Raw genomic sequence first — 23,203 nt, forward strand, 5'->3', positions numbered from 1 at the left:
AAATAAACGATGAAAAAATTAATCGAACATCAGGCTGAACCGATCACAAAGGAAAGAATCAAAGCGGATTTGGTTCAACTCGGTGTGAGGCAGGGCATGACCTTATGTGTCCACTCATCCTTGTCATCTATTGGCTGGGTGAATGGAGGGGCCATAGCAGTTATCCAAGCTATGATGGATATTTTAACAGATGAAGGAACACTGATAATGCCGGCACAAACATTAGAGCTGTCTGATCCTGCTGATTGGATCAATCCGCCTGTTCCTTATTCTTGGTGGAAACCGATCAAAGACACGATGCCTGCATTTGATCCGGCTTACACAGCTCCAACAGCAATGGGAAAGGTAGCGGAGACCTTTTGGAAATACCCAGGCGTAGAAAGAAGCAATCATCCTCATTTCTCATTCACCGCCTGGGGGAAAAGGAAACATGAAGTGTTGAACCACCATGCGCTTCCTTATGGTTTAGGAGAAAATTCACCTCTTGGACGTATGTACGATCTTGATGCAAAAGTGCTGCTAATTGGCACGTCATTCGAGAGTGTTACAGCTTTTCACTTAGCTGAATATCGAATCTCACAGCAAGACCTCATGACACGAGGGGCCCCCATTTTAGAGGATGGTTGGAGGGTGTGGAAAGAGTATCAAGATATCATCACAAGAGAAGAACTATTTGAACAGATTGGTCGTGACTTTTTACAATCAGAATGTAGTTATAACCACAGTCAAATCGGGCTAGCCAATTCGTATTTATTGCCGATGAGAGAATCAGTCGATTTTGCAGAAAAATGGCTTGAGCAGTACGACCAGGCGTGATCTAAGCAGTCTGAAAATCAAAATAATAGAGATCTTGATCAGGGTGCTCAGATATATAGCAGGTGAGCTGATAGTCTCCTTTTGGAATGGAGAAAGACAGTACCTGTGCCATGACGCTTGTCAGATAAACCTGATCACTTGAATGAGTAAATGGCACTGTGATGACTCTATTAACGGATGATGGAGGCTCATGGCTGTTTAATGTCACGATAATAGAAGCCTTTCCGTTATTGATACCTTCAAAAGAAATACCTCGATCCCCAGTTGCGAATCCTTGAAGAATATCGTCATCTGTCCAATCAATCACAGGTGGCGTCGTGCTTCCAGTGTATACGGTGATTTGGTGATAGGAGATAGATAGGGGATACGTTTGATTTAAATCATTCATATAGATAACTCCTTTATTCATAAAATTTGTCCAGCTCGCGATCATGTTGAAAAGTGAATGTTTGAAAGTAAGATAATTGAAGAGAATGTTAGGCAGCAAGACGATTGTCGCCGTCTTGCGCTACTGTTTGAGGGATCTAGATGTGAAATTGTGAAACCATTTCTTTTAGGTCTCCTGCTAAATGGGCAAGAGCCTCTGATGAAGCTGTTACTTCTTCCATTGCTGCAAATTGTTCTTCTGTTAAACCTGCTACTTGTTGTGAATGTTCACTCGCCAGTTTAACGCCTTCTGTGATAGAGGCAAAGGTCTGCTTCGCATCATTTGTATAAGCTGCGATTTTTTTGGATGCATCTGATAAATGTTTAATGCCATCTGCCATTTCCTTCATTGACTGCTGAATGTCAATAAATGAATCCTCTGTATGAGAAATAAGAACAGCCCCTTGAGCCGCTTCCTCTCGTACTCGTTTAATGGCACTCGTCGAATGATTCATCTCTTTTTGTATTTCGGAAATGAGATGTGAAATCATGTTGGATGATGTTTGCGATTCTTCTGCGAGCTTCCTCACTTCGTCTGCCACAACGGCAAAACCTTTTCCATGTTCACCTGCGCGTGCTGCCTCAATGGCCGCATTAAGAGCAAGTAGATTTGTTTGGTTAGCGATATCTGTAATCACTTTGGAAATTTGATCAATCTCGGCTGAACGTGTTTCCAGTGCTTGAATTGCTGTACCATTCTCTTCAATTGATTTTGCAATAGATGTCATTTGTGAATTGACTTCACCGATATTTTGTACACCTTTTTGGGCCATTTCTTGTGCGGACTGGCTTCTTGTTGCCATTTGTCCCGCATTTTCAGTGATGTTTACCAGCTCGTTAGATACTTGTCTCATCGTGTGCTCACTAGCTGTCATTTGGGCTGATTGCTGTTCAGACGATTGAGCGACTTCTTGAATGGTATGGGTAATTTTTTCTGATGCTGCACTCGTTTCTTCTGCGCTAGCTGACAGCTCCTCAGAAGAGGTGGCTACTAATTCAGATGTTTTGATTACATTCAAAATGGTGTGATTTAATTTCTCACGCATCTTATTAAAGTGACCTGCCAGCTCAGAAAGTTCATCGCCTGTGTGATCTGTCACGTTGATGGTTAAATTTCCTTCGCCTGCACTCTTAATAGCAGATGCCATATGTTTGAGACGTGTCTGAATCCGCTTTGTGAAAATAGAAATAATGATAACAGAAACAATTAAACTTAACAGTAGAACCGTGACAAATTGAATAAAGAAAGACTGAAGCATTTGTGAAATCATGCTTTGATTTGCACCGGTATAGAAAATACCAATCGTTTCCCCTGTATCATTTTTGATGGGCATATAAGCCGTTTGGTAGTCTTTCCCGGCAACATTGGCTGTTCCGTAATAATTCTCGCCTTTATCCAAAACAGCGGCCTTTACTTCAGGTGAGACTTCGGTTCCTACAGCTCGTTTCCCGTTTAACATGACATTTGTGGCAACACGGGTATTTCCTTGGAAAATCGTGATTGTATCACCAGTATATTCGGCTAATTGATCAACCAATGTGTCATGGTTATTGATTTGAGTATTTCCTTTGTAAAGCTTGCCATCTTTTATCTGCCACGAGCCAGCAACCTTTTCAGTTAGGTAAGCGTATCCTAGCTTTAGATCGCCTTTTGCTTTTTCGGTGGCCATTTGCTTAATGTTCTCTGTCATTTCGCGGTTCACTACATAACCAACAACTGCTGAAAATACGATGAGGACACTTAAAAAGATCAGCATTATTTTGGCGCCAAGCCTCAGTTTTCCTTTTTTCTTCATGCTTTTTACTCCTTTAGGTATAAGGTAGGGGTATCCCTCCTTAAGGATTATCGGCATGAAAAAAATGTTTGATATACGTGAATGCACTTACACAGAAATTTTTGTTGTGAAAAAAGGAAAGATAGTGCTACTCGATAATAAATTGGATTCTTGTGCCATCAGGATCATCTGATAATTGATGACTTACCCAAGAGCCTGCCCCCCTATTATCCGAAGGACGTACATATTTGACAGAAGCCCCTGCTCCACCTTCTTTACACATCGCCATTGGCCATTCATCACGATCATAACCACGCTTTGTTGGAATGCCATGAAGTGATTTGTCTCTTTGCTCATCACTATTTTTTCGATCAATGGTGCAAATGGAAGAATGACCTTCGTCAATAGCTTCTTCTATGTGCTTCGCGGTTTCTGGATATCGATCTGATGGAAAGTGAATGGTTTTGTCATAAGAAGAGTTTGTCGTCTCTTGTTTATGTTGCCCTAGTTGGACATAGCCTGTCGCTATACCAATGACAATCAATAAAAGCAAGAGAATGGTTTTAAGAAGTTTCATAGATGCTAGCTCTCTTTCTCTTTAGCGTATTTTGTAAACAGAAGTATAGCAGAATTACTTACCAATTTCTCCTCGTTTTGAAAAAACGTCTTTTAAAGTTCGAAAAACGGTTTTTACCTGTTTATGCTCTTTTCATCGTTGTACAAACTCATAAAAATTTAATTTTGCTGCTCAAAAAACATATATGCTGATGCAAAATGGCTTTATGATTGGTTTTTGGGCTAATTTCAAGATTTTAACACACAGAAATTTCAAAAAAATAAAATTGACTAGACCGATATGCTTTAATAATATGGAGTCAAATATCAAAAAATGTCGTAATTTATCAAAATATGATTCTAATTACATTGCAGGAGGGAAGTACAAATGGCGGATGTCTCTTATCGGCTCGGAATAGACATAGGTGGAACATTTACTGATTTATCGCTGATGAATGAAGCGACAGGGGAGCTGACTGAACTCAAGACACCTACAGTGACAGATGACCCAGCTCAAGGAATTATCAATGGGCTGAAACTTCTAAAAGAAAGAGGTGTCGATTTATCCAAAATACAATATCTCGTACACGGGATGACAATCGGTCTTAATACATTATTGCAGAGAAAGGGAGCAGATTTAGCCCTTTTTGTAACAGAAGGTTTTCAAGACATTTTGTCATTACAGCGTTTACGTCTACCCATCCCTTATGACTTCAATTCTCAATTGCCAGAACCATTGATACCACGAAAACATGTATATCCAATCTCTGAAAGGCTCATACATGATGGTTCGATCAAAAAACCTCTCCAACTGCAGCAATTAGATGATGCTGTCCAGCAGGTCATGTCTAAAAAACTAGCAGGCATTGTCATTTCTTTTTTACATAGCTATCAAAATCCAGTTCATGAATTACAAGCTAAAGCCTATATTCATCACCATTACCCACAGTTAGAAGTCCTGACGTCTTCTGAATTATGGCCCCAAATGAGGGAATATGAACGGACAGTGATGTCTGTTGTCAATTTGTACATTCAACCAAAGGTGAAACAATATTTACAAACGTTGAAAAGCCGCTTGAAAGAAGAAGGTGTACCAATTTCTCCATACATTACCCAATCAAATGGTGGTTTAATGGATGCAGAAAGTGCAGCCACTTCACCCGTTAAAACACTTTTTTCTGGCCCGGCAGCTGGTGTAATTGGTGCGGCAAGAATTGCAACTTCTGCAAAAGAACCCAATTTAATTACGTTTGATGTTGGTGGCACAAGTGCAGATATCTCGATCATTCAAAATGGGCAGCCTACAATGGCTCAATCGAATCAGCTTTCAGGATTTCCGATCATTCTTCCATCTGTTGCAATGTATTCGATAGGGGCTGGCGGAGGTTCTGTCGCATGGCTTGATCAAGGCGGGCTTCTTAAAGCAGGACCGGAATCAGTTGGCTCGCAGCCTGGACCTGCTTCGTATGGAAAGGGAAAAAAGGCTGCTTTAACCGATGCATTTCTCATATGCGGTTACCTCAATCAAGATCGGTTTGCCGGAGGACATTTACAATTGCAGCGGTCTGCAGCGGAAATAGCCTTTCAGCCAATTGCTGATCAGCTTCATAAAACGGTCGAACAGGCGGCTGACCAGTTGATTCAAGTGGCTGTTGCCAATATGTACACAGAACTAAGCAATGTCATGGAGCAGCAAGGGTTTGATCCTAGAGATTTTAGTTTGTTGGCATTTGGCGGGGCAGGGCCTGTTGTTGCGAATTTCCTTGCGAGAGAAATTCATGCAAAAAATGTGGTCGTCCCTCCAAGTCCAGGAACATTATGTGCGCTAGGTGCACTTACAGCCGATTTTATCCATGATGCTGTGTTGTCTAAGAAAATCTGCTTACAAGACTATACGATTGGCGAATTAAAACTAGATTATGAAATGCTTTCTCGCAAAGCAACGGATTGGTTCAGCCAGCAAAACATTCAACATATCAAACAAACGTCCATTTTGTTATTAGCAGATGCCCGCTATCAAGGACAGGCATTTGAGATTGAATTGCCATTATCGGTGGATTGGCTAAAGCAGGAACAAGACGTCTATCACCTGATTGAAGCTTTCCACAACCTGCATGAGCGTCAATATGGCCATAGAGATGATCAGGCGAACATTGAATTTACTCATTTGCGAGTTCGGGTTATAGGTGAAACGCCTCCACTGCCTTTCTCTCCTGTTGATGAAAGCAGCGGACAGCCTTTAATACCACAATCATACAGACGAATCTTTATAGAAGAAAAAGAGTACGAAGCATCTGTTTACAATCGGAGTACTTTGTCATTAGGTGCTGTTGTGAAAGGACCTGCCATCATTGAGCAAGATGATACGACAACATTGATTTTGCCAAACTGGGCAGGCAGCATAGACCATTCAGGAAACTTGGTGATTTCAAGGGAGGCGGCTTTACATGGGAACTGATCCAGCAAAGCTTGAGATGATGAGGAGTTATTTTAATGCGATTGCATCAGGCATGGGACATGTCATTGAGCGGACATCCTTTACAACATTCGTAAAAGAATCGGCGGATTTTGCCACAGCATTAGCCACGCCTTCTGGGGATTTCTTTGTTTACCCAAAAACAGTCGGTGTCACGATCTTTTTAGGGCTGAGTCTCAAAAAAGCGATTGAAGAAAGCGGACCGATGCAGCCGGGTGACATTATCATCACAAATGATCCTTATACGACAGACGGTTTAGCGACTCATTTGCCAGATGTCCATATCATCAAACCCATTTTTATAGAAGATGAAATTGTCAGCTATGCCTGGTCTTTTGTTCATGTAAGTGATGTGGGAGGTCTTGTCCCTTCAAGCATTTCTCCAACTGCAACAGATGTTCATCAGGAAGGATTAAGAATTCCACCAGTGAAAATCTATGAAGGTGGAAAAGAGAATCAGGTTGTTCGTACCTTTTTAAGAGCTAATAGCCGGGCGAGTCATTTAAATGATGGCGATATTAATGCGATGATTGCCGCTGTTAATACAGCAGAAATCAGACTAAAAGAAATGATCGAGAAATTTGGAAAAAACGAAGTGAAGCAAGGAATGATTGATCTGCTGAAGCAAGCAGAGGATCGCGCAGGCAAAGTAATTGAAGCCATCCCTGATGGAACGAGTGAATTCGCTGATTACTTGGATGATGATATGATTTCGGACGTGCCGATCCGATTAAAGATAAAGCTGACGGTCAAAGGGAAACAGCTGACACTGGACTTCTCTGAGTGTGACCCGCAAGTTAAGACAGCTTTTAATCTTGTCACCAATGGTCAAAAGCACTCCTTCTTGTATCAAGGGTTGATCAATTACATCATTAGTAAAGATCCTTTTATTCCGATTAATGGTGGGATTACGTATCCGATAGACGTGATTTCACCTAAAGGAACGCTTGTCCATCCAGAATATCCGGCTTCTGTCGGTATTCGGCATTCCATTACAATGAGACTGTATAATGTCGTGCTAGGTGCTATTGGTAAGCTGTTGCCTGAAGCAGTGCCGGCGGCAGGTGCAGGTCAATCTGCTATCGTCGTTCTCTCTGTTCCTGATGATCAAACAGGAGGCAGAAAAATGTCTGTGGTCGAACCGTTAGGCGGAGGCGGCGGTGCTCAAAAAGGGACTGATGGAGTAGATGGAATTGATCATTCGTCAGGATTTTTAAAAAATACACCCATTGAGAGCTTGGAACAGCATATTGATATTCATGTACACCGATATGAACTGCTGCCAAACACAGGTGGAGCAGGGGAACATAGAGGGGGACATGCAATTGGTTTAGAATTTGAAATGATCAAGCCAGAATCGATGGTGACGGCACGAGGAATGGAACGAATGAAGTTTCAACCTTGGGGGTTAATGGGCGGACGTGCAGGAGCAATTGGTGAGGTGAAATTGACCAAACCAAATGGGGAGACACAAAACCAGCCGAAAATTGATGTCATGCGTCTTGAAAAAGGCGATATTGTTCAATTGGTTTCACCAAGTGGAGGAGGATGGGGGAATCCATTTTCTAGAACGAAAGAAAAAGTCCTTCATGAAGTGGAAGCAGGGCTATTAAGTGAAGAAAGAGCACTTCAGCAATATGGCGTCAAAGTCTATCGAGATCATAATGAATGGAAAATTGATGACGAACAGACGAGCAGGCTTCGTGAAAAGATGAATGATGCTGATGCTGTCGCTTGGGATTTTGGAAAACAAAGAGCAGCTTATGAGAAAGTGTGGACGGACGAAGCCAGCAGTGAGCTTGCTGTGCAGCTTCGTTCATACCCAGCAAATGAGCGTACGCACTATAAACATGCGGTTCATTCTCATTTTAGTCATAGACAGGAACCATTAACAAAGATGGATATTATTCAAGCACTTCATCAGTTGAATCAACAAAAAGGGGGAAACGAATTATGAAAAGAAGATTAATGACCATATTTGCAGGTGTCCTATCCATCATGTTACTGCTGTCTGCATGCGGTGGAAATGGGCAGGACCAAAGTAAACAGCAGCAGACTGTGATCGTTGGTGTCTACGGAGGGGATTGGGAAAAGAATATTAAGCCAATCCTCGAAAAGTTTGAAAAGGATACAGGCATTAAAGTACAAACGGTCTCTGGGGCAGATTCTGAATGGTTTACAAAATTAAAAGCATCTAATGGTAAAAATCCACCGTATGATTTGCTTATTTTACAGCCTGATACGATTCAAAGAGGTATTGCGGCAAACGTTCTTGCGCCTATTGATGAAGATCAAGCACCGAATGTGAAAAAGCTTTATCGTTCTGTTCAAAAGAAACTCACTGTTGATGGAAAACAATATGCAGCAGGCTTTAGTATGGGACAGCTTGGAATTGCTTATAGAAAAGATCTTGTCAAACAGGAGCCAAACAGCTGGACAGATTTATGGAGCGATCAGCTGAAAGGGAAAGTGGCGATTTCTTCCCCAACTTATTCAGCGGGCTTACAATTTTTCTCTGCACTTGTCCATGCTCAAGGAGGGACAGAATCAAATCCTAAGGATATTGATAAAGCATTTAAAAGCCTCGCACAATTAAAAGGGCGTGTAGCTGCTTTTCCTGATAACCCAGGGTCTATTCAAACGCTGTTAGAACGTGGTGACGTGACGGCAGTTCCATATTGGGATGGCCGAGCATTTGCACTTGAAGAAGAAGGGATGGATATTGGATTCTCATATCCGAAAGAAGGCGCTGTGGCAGCAGTTGCGAGCTGGGCGTTAACAAAGGGAAGTCAGCATGAGGAAGCGGCTTATAAGCTATTAAACTACCTTAGCGGGAAAGAAGCTCAAGAAGCCTTCTCAGAAAAATCTTACTATGGCATGTCGAATTCTGATGTGAAATACGGAGACAAAATTAAGGGGAAAGTGAAGGTTGGCGAAAATTATTATAGCAAGCTGACTTGGGTAGATTACGAAACAGCGACTTCGGAGCTCGGTCAATGGACAAATCGATGGAATGAAGTATTAGGCGGAGGAAAATAGGTGATCGCATGAGTGGAATCAATTTAGAACATATCAGCCAGCATTTTGGCGAGCAGATTGCTCTTGATAATGTCAGTCTTACGGTAAAAGAGGGAGAGTTTTTCTCCCTTCTTGGCCCTAGTGGCTGCGGAAAATCAACTTTACTCAATATCATTGGTGGTTTTTTAGAACCGACAAAAGGAGTCGTCTATATTGGTGATCAGGATGTGACGACTTTACCTCCTTATCAAAGAAAAACGGGGATGGTCTTTCAAAGCTATGCACTTTTCCCACATCTCACCGTATTTGATAATGTTGCATATGGGTTAAAGGTTCAAAAGAAAAAGAAAGCGGAAATCAAGCAAAAGGTGATGGAGAGTTTGTCTCTTGTTCAATTAGAGTCATTTGCCAAACGTATGCCGCACCAATTAAGTGGAGGTCAGCAGCAACGGGTCGCCATTGCACGGGCACTTGCCATCCAGCCTGCCGTTCTTCTTCTGGATGAACCACTCAGTAACCTAGATGCAAAACTAAGAAAAAATATGCAGACGGAGCTGCGAAATATTCAACGGAATGTCGGGATTACGACTATTCTTGTGACGCATGATCAGGAGGAAGCCTTAAGTCTTTCCGACCGAATTGGGATATTAGGTGAGGGGAAAATTCAGCAGATTGGGACACCTTTAGAAGTATATCGTCAGCCAAATAATCGTTTTGTTGCTGAATTTATCGGACAGGTCAATCTATTTGAAGCGGAATATGATGAAGTTACTTCCACATACACTGTTCCACATTTCATTCAATCAAACGGGAAGCAAGTTCAGCTAAAAGTTGCCGCATTTAAAGAGAAGAGCGAGAAGCATTTACTCATGCTGCGTCCTGAGAGAATCAAGTTATCTTCTGTCGGGGAGGAAGTTCAGCCAAATCATGTCACAGGCGTGTTGGCAGATGTCAGTTATATTGGGCACTCTTTACGTTTGGTCGTTGGGCTTAATCAAGGTGAAATCATTGTCCATGCATCAGACGCAGCGTTTCCCGAGCTGCCTCAAGTTGGAGAAACTGTGCATATTCATTGGCAGCCTGAAGATATTGTGTTCTTAGATTCGAAGGTGCATGTGTGATGCGAATCAAAAAAAAGAATCAGCGCTTTCATTGGTTTATGCTGCTGCCAGCTTGTTTGTTTCTAGTTGTATTCCTTCTTGCTCCGCTTGTGATGATGTTTGTCCTCAGTTTTCGTGATGTGGATTCGATGATGAATACGTTACAATCCTATAGTTTGTCTCAATATTTACATGTATTTACGACAGATGCATATGTGAAAGCAATTGGAAGTACTGTGTGGGTGGCCTTACAGACAACGGTGATTTGTTTATTGATGGCATATCCAGCAGCTTATGTGCTAGTGAAAGCACCTCACCCAAGGTTGCGGGCTTTTTTCTATATCTTACTTGTATCGCCGCTTTTGACGAGTGTCGTCATTCGGACATTTGCATGGATCGTGCTTCTTTCGCAAAATGGCTTGATCAATGGCATGCTGATCGATTTACATCTGATTGAGAAACCGCTATCGATGCTGTGGAATATGAATGCGGTCATTATTGCTTATGTTCAAGTGATGCTGCCTTTTGCAGTGCTGCCTATTGCAACGAGCTTAACTGATATGGACCGTCACTTAAGACCGGCTTCTATGAGTCTTGGTGCTGGTCGTATTCGGACATTTTTTCATGTGACCTTGCCGCTTACGATTCCAGGCATGATCACCGGAGCAATTATTGTCTTCTCACTTGCAGCAGGAAGCTATATTACTCCTTTGCTAGTCGGCGGACGGATGCAACCGCTCTTGCCACTGTCCATTTATCAGCAGGTCATGCAGGTGTATAATTTGCCTCTTGCCGCTGCGATGTCCTTTACTTTATTGATTTGTGTGCTAGCGGTCGTCAGTCTATTAAGCTATTTATTGAAGCGTTGGGAGGCGAGGATGCATGCGTAAAAAATCAATAGGTGACCGTTTGCTTTCGGTTCTGATATGGACCGCAGGCTCACTCGTTTATCTCTTTTTAACCGTACCTGTTCTTGTCATTGTTCTTTCTGCTTTTAGTCCGAATGCTTTTCCTGAATTCCCGCCGACTTCGTTTTCCGTTCGCTGGTTTCATGAGGTCGTGTCGAATCCAGAATGGATGGAATCTTTGCGTATCAGCGTGATTCTGTTATTGATTGTGACGCCACTTACTGTTCTTTTAGGAACGATGGCTTCTTATGCTTTAGCAAGGCTTTCCTTTAAGGGAAAGGAAGCTGTTCAAGCCTTTATTTTGTCACCTCTTATGATTCCTCAAGTGGTATTAGGGATTGCGATGCTGTATTTGTTTACAGCTATGGGCTTTACAGGGTCTTTGTGGGCATTAGTCATTGGGCATGTCATCATTGGTTTTCCTTATGTGGTACGAACCGTGGGTGTCAGTGTTTCAAATCTTGATCCACGTCTTGAGCTAGCTTCCATGAATCTTGGTGCAGGGCCCATACGTACTTTCTTTCGTGTGACACTGCCCTTGATCAAGCCTGGTATTATCGCAGGTGGGGTGTTTTCTGCTGTGACATCATTTGGTGAAATCTCGATTAGTTTGTTCGTTTCTTCACCTCAAACCATTACGATTCCCGTGAGGACGTTTAATTACATTGAGCAAACTTTTGATCCGAGTGTCAATGCGATATCTGTCATATTTATTATCATTTCTATCATTGCGTTGCTCATTATTGAGAAAACGATTGGTCTGTCTAAGGTGATGTAAATATAATGAAGAAACAAGGAGCTGTCATTTGAAATGACAGCTCTTTTTGTATTGTTTTTTATGGTAAAAATATTCAAAGTTTTATGGAATATAGTTCTTAAGGTTTAAGAAAATGCGAGGCGTGATAGGAGACCTCTCTCCTACATTTTCGGTCATATTTGAAAAATTTAAGGAAAAACATGAAATTTTTGCGGTAATTGGTCATTTATTTTCGGTGGAACGCAACTATTATTAGTTATTTTCGGTAAATATCGTAAATTATGATGTGATCCCTTCGGCATAACGCATGAATCTTTACACCCATTTTTCGGTGAAAAAAACAATAATTTCATATAAAGTGGACGTAAATAGAAAATATCTAAAAGAAAAGAAGAAAAAGGCAAATCTATGGAAACATAGAGACGCAAAGCCATGTCCTAAGGTAAAAGTTGCTTTTTTACTATGGTCGGCAGGTTACCGAATCAAAATGGGAGTCCCTCCGTTTTATTCGGGGTGGGCTCCTTTTTTGTTATTCCGTCTATTTTAATGAAATAGACTTGGTTCTTTTGATATAGAGGGTGCAGGGTATCACAGTTGGTGGAGAAAACATAGAAGAGCGGAGGATGAGAATGAGTACAGTTTATTACCCCTTAACACATGCGCAAAAGCGAGTATTCTACACGGAAAGATTTTATCCAGGCACAAGTATTTCTAATTTGGGTGGGTTTGCCAAGTTAAGATCGGTATCAGGTCTAAATCCTTCTTTGATCGTCGATGTGCTTCAAGCGTACATTCGTGAAACTGATTCTCTTCGTTTAAGGCTGGTGTATCGACATGAGCAGGAGGAGCCCGTTCAATATATCAAACCATATGAAAAACAGCCGATTCGTTTGGTGAAAGGCTGGAGTGAAAAGGAAGTCAGAGCGTGGGCGAACGAGGAGATTCGTGAGCCGATGGAACTGATTGATCGTTCCTTAATTGAATTTACGGTCTTTCAAATCAGTGATCAAGAGTGCTGGCTGTTCTGTAAAGCACATCATATTGTGGCTGATGGTATTTCAATTATCTTGATGGGAAACCGAATCATTGATCTATACCATGACATGCTGCAGGGGACAGACATCTCCCCAATTGAAGACATTTCCTTCGTTGATCACATCATGAGTGAGCAAACGTATGAATCTTCTAAACGTTTTCAGAAAGACCAAGCTTTTTGGAACGAGCAATTTTCCAATATTCCAGATTTCGCTTCTTTAACACCGCATAAAGGTTACGAGATGAGCTTACATGCGGAGAGATTTTCAGGGGATATTCCTGATTCTTTAAAGGAGAAGCTTCGAGTCTTTTGTGAAGAAGAGAAAGTCAGTATGCTTTCTATGTTTATGTCCGCTGTCTATATTTACTTGCACCGATTTAGCGGCATGGAGGATGTGGTCCTTGGAACTTTTATGGGCAATCGGACAAATGCAAAGGAAAAAAAGATGATTGGGATGTTTGTGTCGACCATTCCGATGCGCGCATCTGTGCAAGGATCCCTCACGTTTCTTGATTTCGTGAAGCAGGTCATGGCGGATCAGATGAAGATCTTGCGTCATCAAAAATATCCTTACAATGTGCTCATGAATGATTTAAGGGAAAGAGATGGATTTACAGGACGCCTGTTTGATATTTCTTTAGAGTATCAGGTCATGCAGTGGCAGAAAAAAGAGAATCTTTCGTTCATTACGGAGCCGATTTTTAGTGGAAGCGGTATGAATGATATATCGATTCATGTGAAAGACCGCTGGGATACAGATACATTGACCATTGATTTGGATTACCGTACAGATCTATTTAGTGAAGACGATATGAGTAAGCTGTTTGATCGATTGATTATTTTGCTGGAGGCGGCAGTCTCTCAGCCAGATCAGCTGATTGGGGCTCTCTCTTTACTGCCAGCAGATGAACAAAAGCAACTGCTTCAATTATCTAAGGGAAAAGCATTTGATTTACCAGAAGCGAAACCAGTTCACCACTTATTTGATGAGGTAGCTAAAACGTATTCAGAACGGGCAGCTGTGGTAGCGGAAAATGGAACGTTCACTTATGGAGAGCTGTATCAAAAAGCGGACAAACTGGCACGATTTTTACAGATGAAAGGTGTCTCGCGTGATGTACCAGTTGCCGTTTTAATGGAACGGACGGCAGATGCGATGGCTGCCATTTTTGGGATATTAAAAGCTGGCGGTGCATATGTACCGATCGATCCGGCATTACCTGAGGAACGCATTCAATTTATTGTAGAAGATTCTGGTGCTTCTATCGTTTTAACAGAAGAATCGTTTGTTCAGCGATATTCATCCATTGCGGAAAAAATGATTGTCCAGCAGCATATGGAATTAGAAGATCGTCCGCTGCCTGAGCTGATCGATCAGACGACATCACAGGATTTGGCTTATCTCATTTATACATCGGGTACGACTGGAAAGCCGAAGGGAGTGATGATCGAGCATCTTCAGCTGCATCATTTGGTTCATGCCCTGCATCACGAAGTGTATGAGGGGGCAAATCAGCTTCAAGTGGCACTTCTTGCACCATTCCATTTCGATGCATCTGTTAAACAAATCTTTGCTGCTCTTTTATTTGGACATACGCTTCATATTGTGCCAAGAGAAACGACACGAAACGGTGTACAGCTAGCGACTTATTACAAAGAACATCAAATCAAAGCAACAGATGGAACGCCAGCACATGTGCAGCTTTTACTTGCAGCGGAGTTGGATGGGCTTGCACTGACTCACATGCTGATTGGGGGAGAAGCACTCCCTGCGAAAGCAGCGCAGGCGCTGATTGAAGCTGTGCGTGTCAGCCAGCCCGATTTTGCATTGTGGAATGTGTATGGTCCGACAGAAACGTGTGTTGATGCGGCGGTTCACCGTCTAGATCTCAGTGAGCTGCAGAAGTCAACAGAACAGCGCTATGTGTCAATTGGAAAGCCACTGGGCCATCACCGGATTTATATTTTAAATGAACATGAACAACTACAGGTGCAGGGAGCTGTGGGAGAACTATGCATTGCGGGAATAGGAGTTGGTCGGGGCTATGTGAATCAGCCTGAATTGACGGAGAAGGCATTCAGACGAGATCCATTTTTTCCTGAAGACCGGATGTATCGCACAGGTGATGTAGTGAGATGGCTTCCAGACGGCACAATTGATTACCTTGGAAGAATAGATGACCAAGTAAAAATAAGAGGTTACCGCATCGAAACAGGTGAAATTGAGGCAGTCATGGAGCAGGTAGACGGAGTCGATCAGGCTGTCGTCCTTGTCGTGGATGAACCGGACGGTGGAAAGGCTTTAAGTGCTTACTATCAAGCACGACAAGAATTTCTTTCCGTGGACACCCTGCAAGCCGCTATCAAACATCAGCTGCCAGCTTATATGATGCCGCTTTATTTCAAGCAGCTTGAGGCATTTCCACTGACAGTTAGCGGAAAAGTCGACCGGCGTGCGCTTGCTGCATTAAAAGGAGATAAGGCTGTCAGTGCTGTTTATGTAGCGCCTAGAAACGATGTAGAAACGAAGCTTGTTCGTTTGTGGGAAGACGTTCTTCATCAAGAGAACATAGGTGTGTACGACTCATTCTTTGACATAGGCGGGCATTCACTCAAAGCGATGAAAGTTCTTACACTCGTTCAGCGGGTTTTTCAAGTGGAGGTCCCTTTATCTGTTTTATTTGAACAGCAAACGATTGCAGCACTTGCTGTTTATATTGAACAAGCGGAAAAGTCTTCACAAGTGGTCATACCGAAAGCACCGACTGCCGCCGATTATCCACTGTCACCAGCGCAGCAGCGTGTTTATATGGTGACTCAACTGGAGCAGAGCATCGCCTATCATATGCCTGCCGTTGTGAAATTAAGAGGAACGCTGCAACGAGAGAAGTTGGAGGGAGCTTTTGAAAAACTGATCGCACGTCATGATGTGCTGCGCACTTCTTTTCATACAGTCAAAGGAGTCCCTCGTCAGCGGGTAGCTTCATCCGTCCCATTTCAAATAGAACAGGTGACAGGCAGCACGATGGAAGAGAACATGCGTCAATTCGTCCGACCTTTTCATCTTGAGCAGGCTCCGCTTTTGCGTGTTGGGCTACAGTCTTTACATGACCAGGAGCATCTTCTCTATTTCGATATGCATCATCTGATTTCAGATGGTCTTTCAATTGATTTGATGCTGCGTGAGCTGTCTGACGCATATGAGGGATTAGTGAAAGCGCCATTGAAGCTTCAATATCAAGATTATGCTGTTTGGCAAGAACAACAGGCAGAGCAAGGCGGTCAAATCGATGAAGCATTCTGGCTGAAAGAATTTTCAGGAGATATCCCTGCTTTGCAGCTGCTAACTGATTATCAGCGTCCGGCTGTCCAGTCTTTTGCTGGAGATCGCGTTCTCAGGAACATCGATGAGACGTTAACAGGCCGTTTGCAGGAGCTTGCAGCGAATCATCATACGACGCTGTATACCGTGTTGCTTTCTGCTTACTATACATTGCTTGCGAAATACACAGGTCAAAAGGAGTTTGTGGTGGGGACGCCAACAGCAGGCAGGGTGCATGCAGATTTGAATGACATGATCGGCATGTTTGTCCAAACACTTGCTTTACGTTCAGAGGTAGATCCGAACGGTTCAATGACGCAGTTGATTGAGCAAGTAAAGGAAAAGACGATGAGGGCGTTTGAGCATCAGCAATATCCATTCGAGCGGCTGCTTGAAAAGCTAAATGTGCAAAGAGATTTTAGCCGCCATCCATTATTTGATACGGTCTTTACTCTAACGCCAGATCATTCAACAGCCCAGCATATTGGAGAGATGAAAGTCGAAGTTGAGGAAACCAATTTCCATATTGCAAAGTTTGATCTCACACTTCAAGCGATGGAGTCAAGTCATGGTCTTTCCTTCGTCCTCGATTATAGTACGGCGTTATTTAAACGAAGTACAGCCGAGCAGCTGCTCAAGCATTATGTTTATCTTCTGGAGCAGATGGTCGAAGTGCCGGAGCAAGCGATTCAATCATACCGCTTACTGTCTGAACAAGAGGCAGAGGCTCAATTGAAGATGTGGAACCCGTTACCTACGCCTTATCCTGTGGAAGAAACCATTGTGACGCAATTTGAATCGCAAGTAGAGCAGCACGGTCATCAGCCTGCTTTGCAATATAAAGACGTGGTTCTTTCTTATCAAGAGCTGAATCACAGAGCGAACCAGCTGGCTCATTATTTACGTGAACATGGTTTTGGAAAAGGGATGACAGCGGCTTTATTCTTTGAACGTTCCAATGAGATGGTGTTGTCGGTTTTAGCTGTGCTAAAGGCTGGCGGTGTATATGTGCCAATCGATCCTGACTTCCCTGATGAGCGCATCAAGCACTTTTTGACAGACAGTGGTGCACAGTTTGTCCTGACCCATCAGGTGCTGCGTCATCGTTCTGTGCTTACTGCGTTTGAAGGGAAAATCATAGAAACAGAAGATCAAGCCGTTGATCAGCAGTCAGAGAGCAATCCAGTTGTATGTGTTTCGCCTTTGGACTTGGCGAATTTAACCTATACATCTGGTACGACAGGCAAACCTAAAGGGAACATGGTGACGCATCGGAACATTTTGAGAACAGTGAAGCAGTCGAATTATCTTACCATTCATCATGAAGACACGGTGATGAGCCTTTCAAACTATGTATTTGATGCATTTATGTTTGATGTGTTTGGCGCTTTATTGAACGGAGCGAAACTCATTGTTTTGCCAAAGGATAACATCTTAAATATGAATGAGCTTTCTGGCGCGATTGAGAAGGAAAAAGTCAGTATTTTAATGATCACGACCGCTCTATTTCACTTACTGATTGATATGAAAAAAGGCAGCCTGAAAAACGTCAGAAAAGTGCTGTTTGGCGGGGAACGTGCTTCTGTGCCGCATGTTGTGGCAGCCCTTGAAACGGTTGGAGAAGACAAACTTATTCATATGTATGGACCTTCTGAAAGCACGATTTTTACAACGTATTATCCGGTCAATCACATTGAAGAACAAGCACTGTCGATTCCGATCGGAAAGCCGGTGAGTCAAACGGCTGTTTATATTGTCGATGAGTTTGGACATGTGCAGCCGCCGGGAGTAGCTGGAGAGCTTTGTGTCGCAGGTGACGGACTGGTCAAGGGGTATTATCGCCAGCCAGAATTAACGAGCGAAAAGTTTGTTGAAAATCCTTTCCGATCTGGTGAAGTCATGTACAAAACGGGCGATCTCGCACGATGGCTGTCAAATGGAGATATTGAATTTATTGGGCGAATAGATCATCAAGTCAAGATTCGAGGTCAGCGTATAGAGCTTGGCGAAATTGAACACCAGCTATTGCAGCATCCGCAAGTGAAGGAAGCCGTTGTCATTGCGATATCAAATGATACATTGTGTGCATATTTCACAGCAGAAGGTGCTGTTCCACTGTCGGATTTACGTGAGCAAGCAGGACGAGAACTCCCTGTTTATATGATGCCAGCTTTCTTCATGCAATTAGACGAGCTGCCACTAACGGGGAATGGCAAGGTAGATAGACGGGCATTACCGGTACCTGATGTAAGTGAGCAGGCGGCAAATGAATACGTCCCTCCTCAATCAGATACAGAGCGTATATTGGCACACATTTGGGAGGAAGTTCTTGAAGTGCCGAAAATCGGCAGACGTGATCATTTCTTTGAATGCGGAGGTCATTCACTGCGTAGCATGAAAATGTTGAACAGGCTCTATGAAGAGATGCATGTGGAATGTACGTTGAAAACTTTATTTGAATCACCCACTTTAGAGGCGTTTGCCCATGCGGTGGATCAAACAGATCGAACTGAAATCAGACGAGTGGAAAAAGCGGAAGAAGCGGCTTTTTATCCTGTGACATCTGCCCAGAAAAGATTGTTTGTTCTGCAAAAAATGACAGATGCCGAGCAGAGCTATCATATGCCAGCTGCTTTAAAGCTTGAAGGTGTATTTGATGAAAAACGATTTAAAAAAGCCATTGACCAGCTTGTTCATCGCCATGAAGCATTCCGTACGAGTTTTGACTTCGTTCAGGGTGAACCTGTTCAGCGAATTGAAACGAATGTTTCTGTGAACATTGAAAACATCGAAGGGGAAGGCCGAGACATTCAGCAATTAATGAATGATTTTATCCGTCCATTTGATGTAGAAAAAGCGCCGCTGCTTAGAGTGGGACTTGTGTCTGAATCGGAGAGTGTTCATTATCTGTTGATTGATATGCACCACATCATTTCAGATGGTGCGTCTGTCGGTATTTTAATTGAAGAGCTATCGATCTTGTATCGAGGAGACGAACTTGATGAATTGCCTATTCAATATAAGGATTATGCGGTCTGGTTAAACAGTGAAGAATCTCTTGCGAAAAAAGAGGCTGAAGCGGCGTTTTGGTTGGAACAATTACAAGGAGAACTGCCTGTTTTGGCGTTGCCTGAGGATCTTCCGAGACCAAAGGTTCAGACGTTTGAAGGGGGCCGCGTCGAATTCTCTATAGACGGTGCGCTTAAATCGCAATTGGATGAGCTGGTTAGATCACTCAACAGTACAACGTATACAGTACTGCTTGCTTGCTACAGTACGCTTTTAAGCAAACTTTCGAGACAAGAAGACATCATGATCGGTTCTCCAGTGGTGGGCAGAACCCATCCTGATATTCAATCAGTCATCGGCATGTTTGTGAATACGCTGGCACTCAGAACAAAACCAGAAGGACACCAGACATTTTCTCAATTTGCGTCAACAGTTCATGAGCTTGTGTTAGCGGCAAATGAACATCAACTTTACCCATTTGAAGAATTGGTGGACCAAGTACAAACGGTTCGCGACACAAGCCGCCATCCAATCTTTGATGTGGTGTTCTCGATGGAAAATGCAGATATTCGTGACCTGTCGATGGATGGACTTGATATCATTCCACAGCCGTTCAATGAGAACATAGCCAAATTTGACTTAACCTTAACTGGAAACGAATCTGACGATCAAATCGAGCTTGTGTTTGATTATAATTCTTCTATCTTTGAACGGTCGTCGATTGAGAAGTGGAAGGAGTATTTCCTTTACTTGATCGAACAAATGGTGTCAGCACCAGATCAATTATTAGATCAGATGCAATTATTATCACCAGCGCAGCAGCGACATCTGCTTGATGAATGGTCCGGACCTGTCCTAAATGTCCCGACAGATCAAACGGTTCATGCATTGATTAAGGCGAAGTCACAGGAAGTACCTCATCAAAAAGCTGCAACTTTCTGCGGCACAAGCTGGACGTATGAAGAGCTGAACAACCGGGCGAATACAGTCGCCGCAAGACTCATTTCCAGCGGCACAAAACCGGGAGACCGCATCGGCATTCTCACGCGTCCATCGCTCGAGATGACAGCCGCTGTTCTCGGTGTGCTCAAGGCAGGTGCGGCATTCGTGCCGATTGATGCCGATTATCCAGCGCAGCGCATTGCCTACATGCTGGAAGATTGCGGGGCAGAGGTCCTTCTGATTCAGAAAGAGCTCACTGCACCACCTTCTTTCACAGGTCATACCCTCTTCATAGAAGAGGCAGTAGAAGGAGAAGCGCACGAGATTCAGGTTCCTATCAAACCAACGGATCTCGCTTATATGATTTACACATCTGGAACGACTGGACAGCCGAAGGGTGTCATGGTCGAGCACCAGTCTCTTGTCAATCTGGCCTACTGGCACAATGATGCCTTCCAGGTGACGAAACAAGACCGAACCGCCAAATATGCCGGCTTTGGCTTTGATGCCTCCATTTGGGAGATGTTCCCGACGTGGATCGCCGGCGCAGAGCTCCATATCATCGACGAAGCGATTCGCCTCGATATGATCAAGCTCAATTCGTATTTTAATCACGAAGGCATCACCATTGCGTTCCTGCCAACACAGCTATGTGAGCAGTTTATGTCGATGGACAATCATTCTCTCCGTTACTTACTGACAGGCGGGGACAAGCTGAAACAGGTGAAGCCCGTTCCATACAAACTCGTCAATAACTACGGCCCAACAGAAAATACGGTCGTGGCGACAAGCGGGATCATTGATCCAGATCAAGGCACGCTTCCTATCGGAACAGCGATTGCCAATACTCGTTTTTACATTATGGGTTCGTTATATGACCTCTCGCCGCAAGGCGTACCGGGTGAACTTGTGATTGCGGGGAAAGGACTGGCAAGAGGCTACTGGAATCTCCCAGAGGAAACGGACAAACGGTTTGTCCCAGATCCGTTTTATCCAGGAGAGCGCATGTACCGTACAGGTGATTTGGTGAAATGGACAGAGGATGGCGAGCTGATCTACCTCGGCAGAAAAGACCATCAAGTGAGCATCCGCGGATTCCGTATTGAGCTGTCAGAAATTGAAGCGCAGCTCCTTGCGCTGGATTCAGTCCAAGAAGCCGTCGTGACAACGGTCAAAGACGCAAGTGATCAAGACGCTCTTGTCGCTTACGTCATCACAGATAAAGAAACGGGCACTTTGAAAGAAAGCTTAAAGCGCACCTTGCCAGAATATATGGTGCCATCATGGATCATTAAGCTAGACCAACTGCCGATGACGGCAAATGGAAAAGTGGATCTCAAAGCACTGCCAGCACCTGATATGGAAGCGAATCAAACAGCATACGAAGCGCCAAGAGATGAAGTGGAAACACTGCTTTGCGGCATTTGGGAAGATGTGCTTGGCGTCAGCCAAGTTGGTATTCACGACCATTTCTTCTTCCTTGGCGGAGATTCGATTAAAGGCATTCAAATGGCAAGCAGACTTACGCAAGCGGGCTGGAAGCTCGATATGAAACTGCTTTTCCAATATCCAACGATTGCGGAGCTCCGCCCATATATCGAAGAAGCGGATCTTCTCACAGCCGATCAGTCAGCTGTCGAAGGAGAGGTGATTTTAACACCGATTCAGCGCTGGTTCTTTGAACGGAACTTTGATCACCAGCACCACTGGAATCTCTCAATGATGCTTCATGCACCAAAAGGGTTTGACTTGGCTGTCACAGAACAAGTTCTGCAAAGGCTGCTCTCACATCATGATGCACTGCGCATGGTGTTCAGACAGGAGCACGATGACATTCTGCAATACAATCAGCGGGAGCTGACAGAACCATTTTCAATTATTTCTTGTGATGTTTCAAAAGCGCAAGATGTGAAACAGGCGATTTCCACATACGCCAATGAGTATCAGCGTCAACTGAATCTTGAAAAAGGTCCGTTGATGAAAGTGATTTGTTTCCATACAGAAAACGGTGATCACTTACTCATGATCACACATCATCTAGTGATTGACGGCGTTTCATGCCGGATTTTACTAGAAGACTTTATGTCTCTTTATCATCAGGCAGAAAAAGGAGAAGCGATGGTTCTGCCGCCAAAAACGCACTCTTTCAAAGAATGGGCAGAAGCGGTTGAACGATACGCGCAGTCACAGCTGCTAAAAAACCAAAAGGAGTATTGGGCAGCGATTGAAAATAGACCGTTTACGACTTTACCTGTTGACCATGAAGTAAAAGAAAGAAAAGTCGCGGATACGAAAGCGGTCAAAATGCAGCTGACAGAAGCAGAAACCGAGCATCTGTTAACGAATATCCATCTTCCGTACACAACAGAAATGAATGATATTCTTTTATGTGCGCTCGGGCTGGCCGTTCAGGAATGGACAGGTCAATCTCATGTACATGTACAGCTTGAAGGTCATGGAAGAGAGGACATTTTATCAGGATTAGATATATCCCGCACAGTTGGCTGGTTTACGAGCATGTATCCAGTCGTTCTTGAAGCGAAACCAAATCAGACCATTGCAGACGCTATCAAAGGAACGAAAGAGATGCTGCGGCGTGTACCGAATAAAGGGATTGGTTACGGTATTTTAAGATACATGACACCATCCGAACCGTCAGTCAAACACGTGCAGCCTGAAATCAGCTTGAACTATCTCGGGCAGATTGATCAGGAAGTGACGACAGAACTCTTTGGGCCCTCAACCTATGATATGGGCCGTCAAGCAAGCCCTGAATCTGAAGCTGTTTATAAGCTGAACCTCAGCGGTCTTGTTCAGCACAATCAATTCATTCTGTCGTGCTCATATTGTGCAAGTGAATATGAAGAACAAACGATACAGCAGTTCATCGCATTGTTGAAGGAGAAAATCAGATCCATCATCACCCATTGCTTAGCGCATCAAGAGCGAGAATTTACGCCAAGTGACTTCTCGGCTGTAGACCTTGAAATGGATGAAATGGACGATATCTTTGACATGCTCGAGGAGAAATTGACCTAACACCACTAGATCAGTCATGAAAAA

General features: G+C 43.5%; 11 protein-coding genes and 1 riboswitch. Of the genes, 8 read left to right on the forward strand and 3 right to left on the reverse strand.

Going from position 1 to position 23,203, the window contains the following annotated elements:
* The first annotated feature begins 9 nt into the window (after nucleotides 1–9).
* Nucleotides 10–816: an AAC(3) family N-acetyltransferase gene (locus ABG082_RS01920; RefSeq protein WP_348936469.1), complete on the forward strand. Its 807-nt coding sequence runs from the start codon at nucleotides 10–12 to the stop codon at nucleotides 814–816.
* 1 nt (nucleotide 817) lies between these two features.
* On the opposite strand, the gene ABG082_RS01925 is transcribed toward ABG082_RS01920, so the two are convergent.
* From ABG082_RS01925 to ABG082_RS01935, 3 genes are all read right to left on the reverse strand, one after another.
* Nucleotides 818–1,204, reverse strand: a complete 387-nt coding sequence (locus ABG082_RS01925) for a competence protein ComJ (RefSeq protein ID WP_348936470.1) — start codon at nucleotides 1,202–1,204, stop codon at nucleotides 818–820.
* A 136-nt stretch (nucleotides 1,205–1,340) separates the two neighbouring features.
* Nucleotides 1,341–3,038, reverse strand: coding sequence for a methyl-accepting chemotaxis protein (locus tag ABG082_RS01930; RefSeq protein WP_348936471.1), 1,698 nt, complete (start codon nucleotides 3,036–3,038; stop codon nucleotides 1,341–1,343).
* A gap of 127 nt (nucleotides 3,039–3,165) precedes the next feature.
* Nucleotides 3,166–3,594 (reverse strand): NucA/NucB deoxyribonuclease domain-containing protein, encoded by a 429-nt coding sequence (locus tag ABG082_RS01935; protein WP_007498233.1) that lies wholly within the window; start codon nucleotides 3,592–3,594, stop codon nucleotides 3,166–3,168.
* A 366-nt stretch (nucleotides 3,595–3,960) separates the two neighbouring features.
* Here ABG082_RS01935 and ABG082_RS01940 point away from each other — a divergent pair, with 366 nt between their 5' ends.
* The 7 genes from ABG082_RS01940 (at nucleotide 3,961) to ABG082_RS01970 (ending at nucleotide 23,179) form a co-directional block, all read left to right on the forward strand.
* A complete protein-coding gene (locus tag ABG082_RS01940; RefSeq protein ID WP_348936472.1) occupies nucleotides 3,961–6,030 on the forward strand; it encodes a hydantoinase/oxoprolinase family protein in 2,070 nt (689 codons plus the stop codon).
* A complete protein-coding gene (locus tag ABG082_RS01945) occupies nucleotides 6,020–8,005 on the forward strand; it encodes a hydantoinase B/oxoprolinase family protein (RefSeq protein ID WP_035703172.1) in 1,986 nt (661 codons plus the stop codon). Before ABG082_RS01940 ends, ABG082_RS01945 begins: the two co-directional genes overlap by 11 nt.
* The gene (locus tag ABG082_RS01950; protein WP_224559191.1) at nucleotides 8,002–9,087 is read left to right on the forward strand and encodes an ABC transporter substrate-binding protein; all 1,086 of its coding nucleotides are present in this window, start codon (nucleotides 8,002–8,004) and stop codon (nucleotides 9,085–9,087) included. Before ABG082_RS01945 ends, ABG082_RS01950 begins: the two co-directional genes overlap by 4 nt.
* Nucleotides 9,088–9,095: 8 nt before the next feature.
* Nucleotides 9,096–10,187 carry an ABC transporter ATP-binding protein gene (locus ABG082_RS01955; RefSeq protein ID WP_281215654.1) on the forward strand — a complete coding sequence of 364 codons (1,092 nt, stop codon included), beginning with the start codon at nucleotides 9,096–9,098 and terminating at the stop codon, nucleotides 10,185–10,187.
* Nucleotides 10,187–11,056 (forward strand): ABC transporter permease, encoded by an 870-nt coding sequence (locus ABG082_RS01960; protein WP_008347830.1) that lies wholly within the window; start codon nucleotides 10,187–10,189, stop codon nucleotides 11,054–11,056. The genes ABG082_RS01955 and ABG082_RS01960 overlap by 1 nt, the downstream gene beginning before the upstream one ends.
* Nucleotides 11,049–11,852, forward strand: coding sequence for an ABC transporter permease (locus tag ABG082_RS01965; RefSeq protein ID WP_007498221.1), 804 nt, complete (start codon nucleotides 11,049–11,051; stop codon nucleotides 11,850–11,852). The genes ABG082_RS01960 and ABG082_RS01965 overlap by 8 nt, the downstream gene beginning before the upstream one ends.
* A gap of 368 nt (nucleotides 11,853–12,220) precedes the next feature.
* Nucleotides 12,221–12,313: riboswitch (cyclic di-GMP riboswitch) on the forward strand.
* Between the two features lie 147 nt (nucleotides 12,314–12,460).
* Nucleotides 12,461–23,179, forward strand: a complete 10,719-nt coding sequence (locus ABG082_RS01970) for an amino acid adenylation domain-containing protein (protein WP_348936473.1) — start codon at nucleotides 12,461–12,463, stop codon at nucleotides 23,177–23,179.
* Nucleotides 23,180–23,203 lie beyond the last annotated feature (24 nt).

The sequence above is a fragment of the Bacillus sp. BS1807G30 genome (genome assembly GCF_040047675.1).
In the GTDB taxonomy this organism is placed as follows: Bacteria; Bacillota; Bacilli; order Bacillales; family Bacillaceae; genus Bacillus; species Bacillus altitudinis.

Coding starts and splice junctions, on each gene's coding strand:
- ABG082_RS01955 (WP_281215654.1), top strand. CDS start 9,096: ATGAGTGGAATCAATTTAGAACATATCAGCCAGCATTTTGGCGAGCAG.
- ABG082_RS01935 (WP_007498233.1), bottom strand. CDS start 3,594: ATGAAACTTCTTAAAACCATTCTCTTGCTTTTATTGATTGTCATTGGT.
- ABG082_RS01960 (WP_008347830.1), top strand. CDS start 10,187: ATGCGAATCAAAAAAAAGAATCAGCGCTTTCATTGGTTTATGCTGCTG.
- ABG082_RS01920 (WP_348936469.1), top strand. CDS start 10: ATGAAAAAATTAATCGAACATCAGGCTGAACCGATCACAAAGGAAAGA.
- ABG082_RS01925 (WP_348936470.1), bottom strand. CDS start 1,204: ATGAATGATTTAAATCAAACGTATCCCCTATCTATCTCCTATCACCAA.
- ABG082_RS01950 (WP_224559191.1), top strand. CDS start 8,002: ATGAAAAGAAGATTAATGACCATATTTGCAGGTGTCCTATCCATCATG.
- ABG082_RS01965 (WP_007498221.1), top strand. CDS start 11,049: ATGCGTAAAAAATCAATAGGTGACCGTTTGCTTTCGGTTCTGATATGG.
- ABG082_RS01930 (WP_348936471.1), bottom strand. CDS start 3,038: ATGAAGAAAAAAGGAAAACTGAGGCTTGGCGCCAAAATAATGCTGATC.
- ABG082_RS01945 (WP_035703172.1), top strand. CDS start 6,020: ATGGGAACTGATCCAGCAAAGCTTGAGATGATGAGGAGTTATTTTAAT.
- ABG082_RS01940 (WP_348936472.1), top strand. CDS start 3,961: ATGGCGGATGTCTCTTATCGGCTCGGAATAGACATAGGTGGAACATTT.
- ABG082_RS01970 (WP_348936473.1), top strand. CDS start 12,461: ATGAGTACAGTTTATTACCCCTTAACACATGCGCAAAAGCGAGTATTC.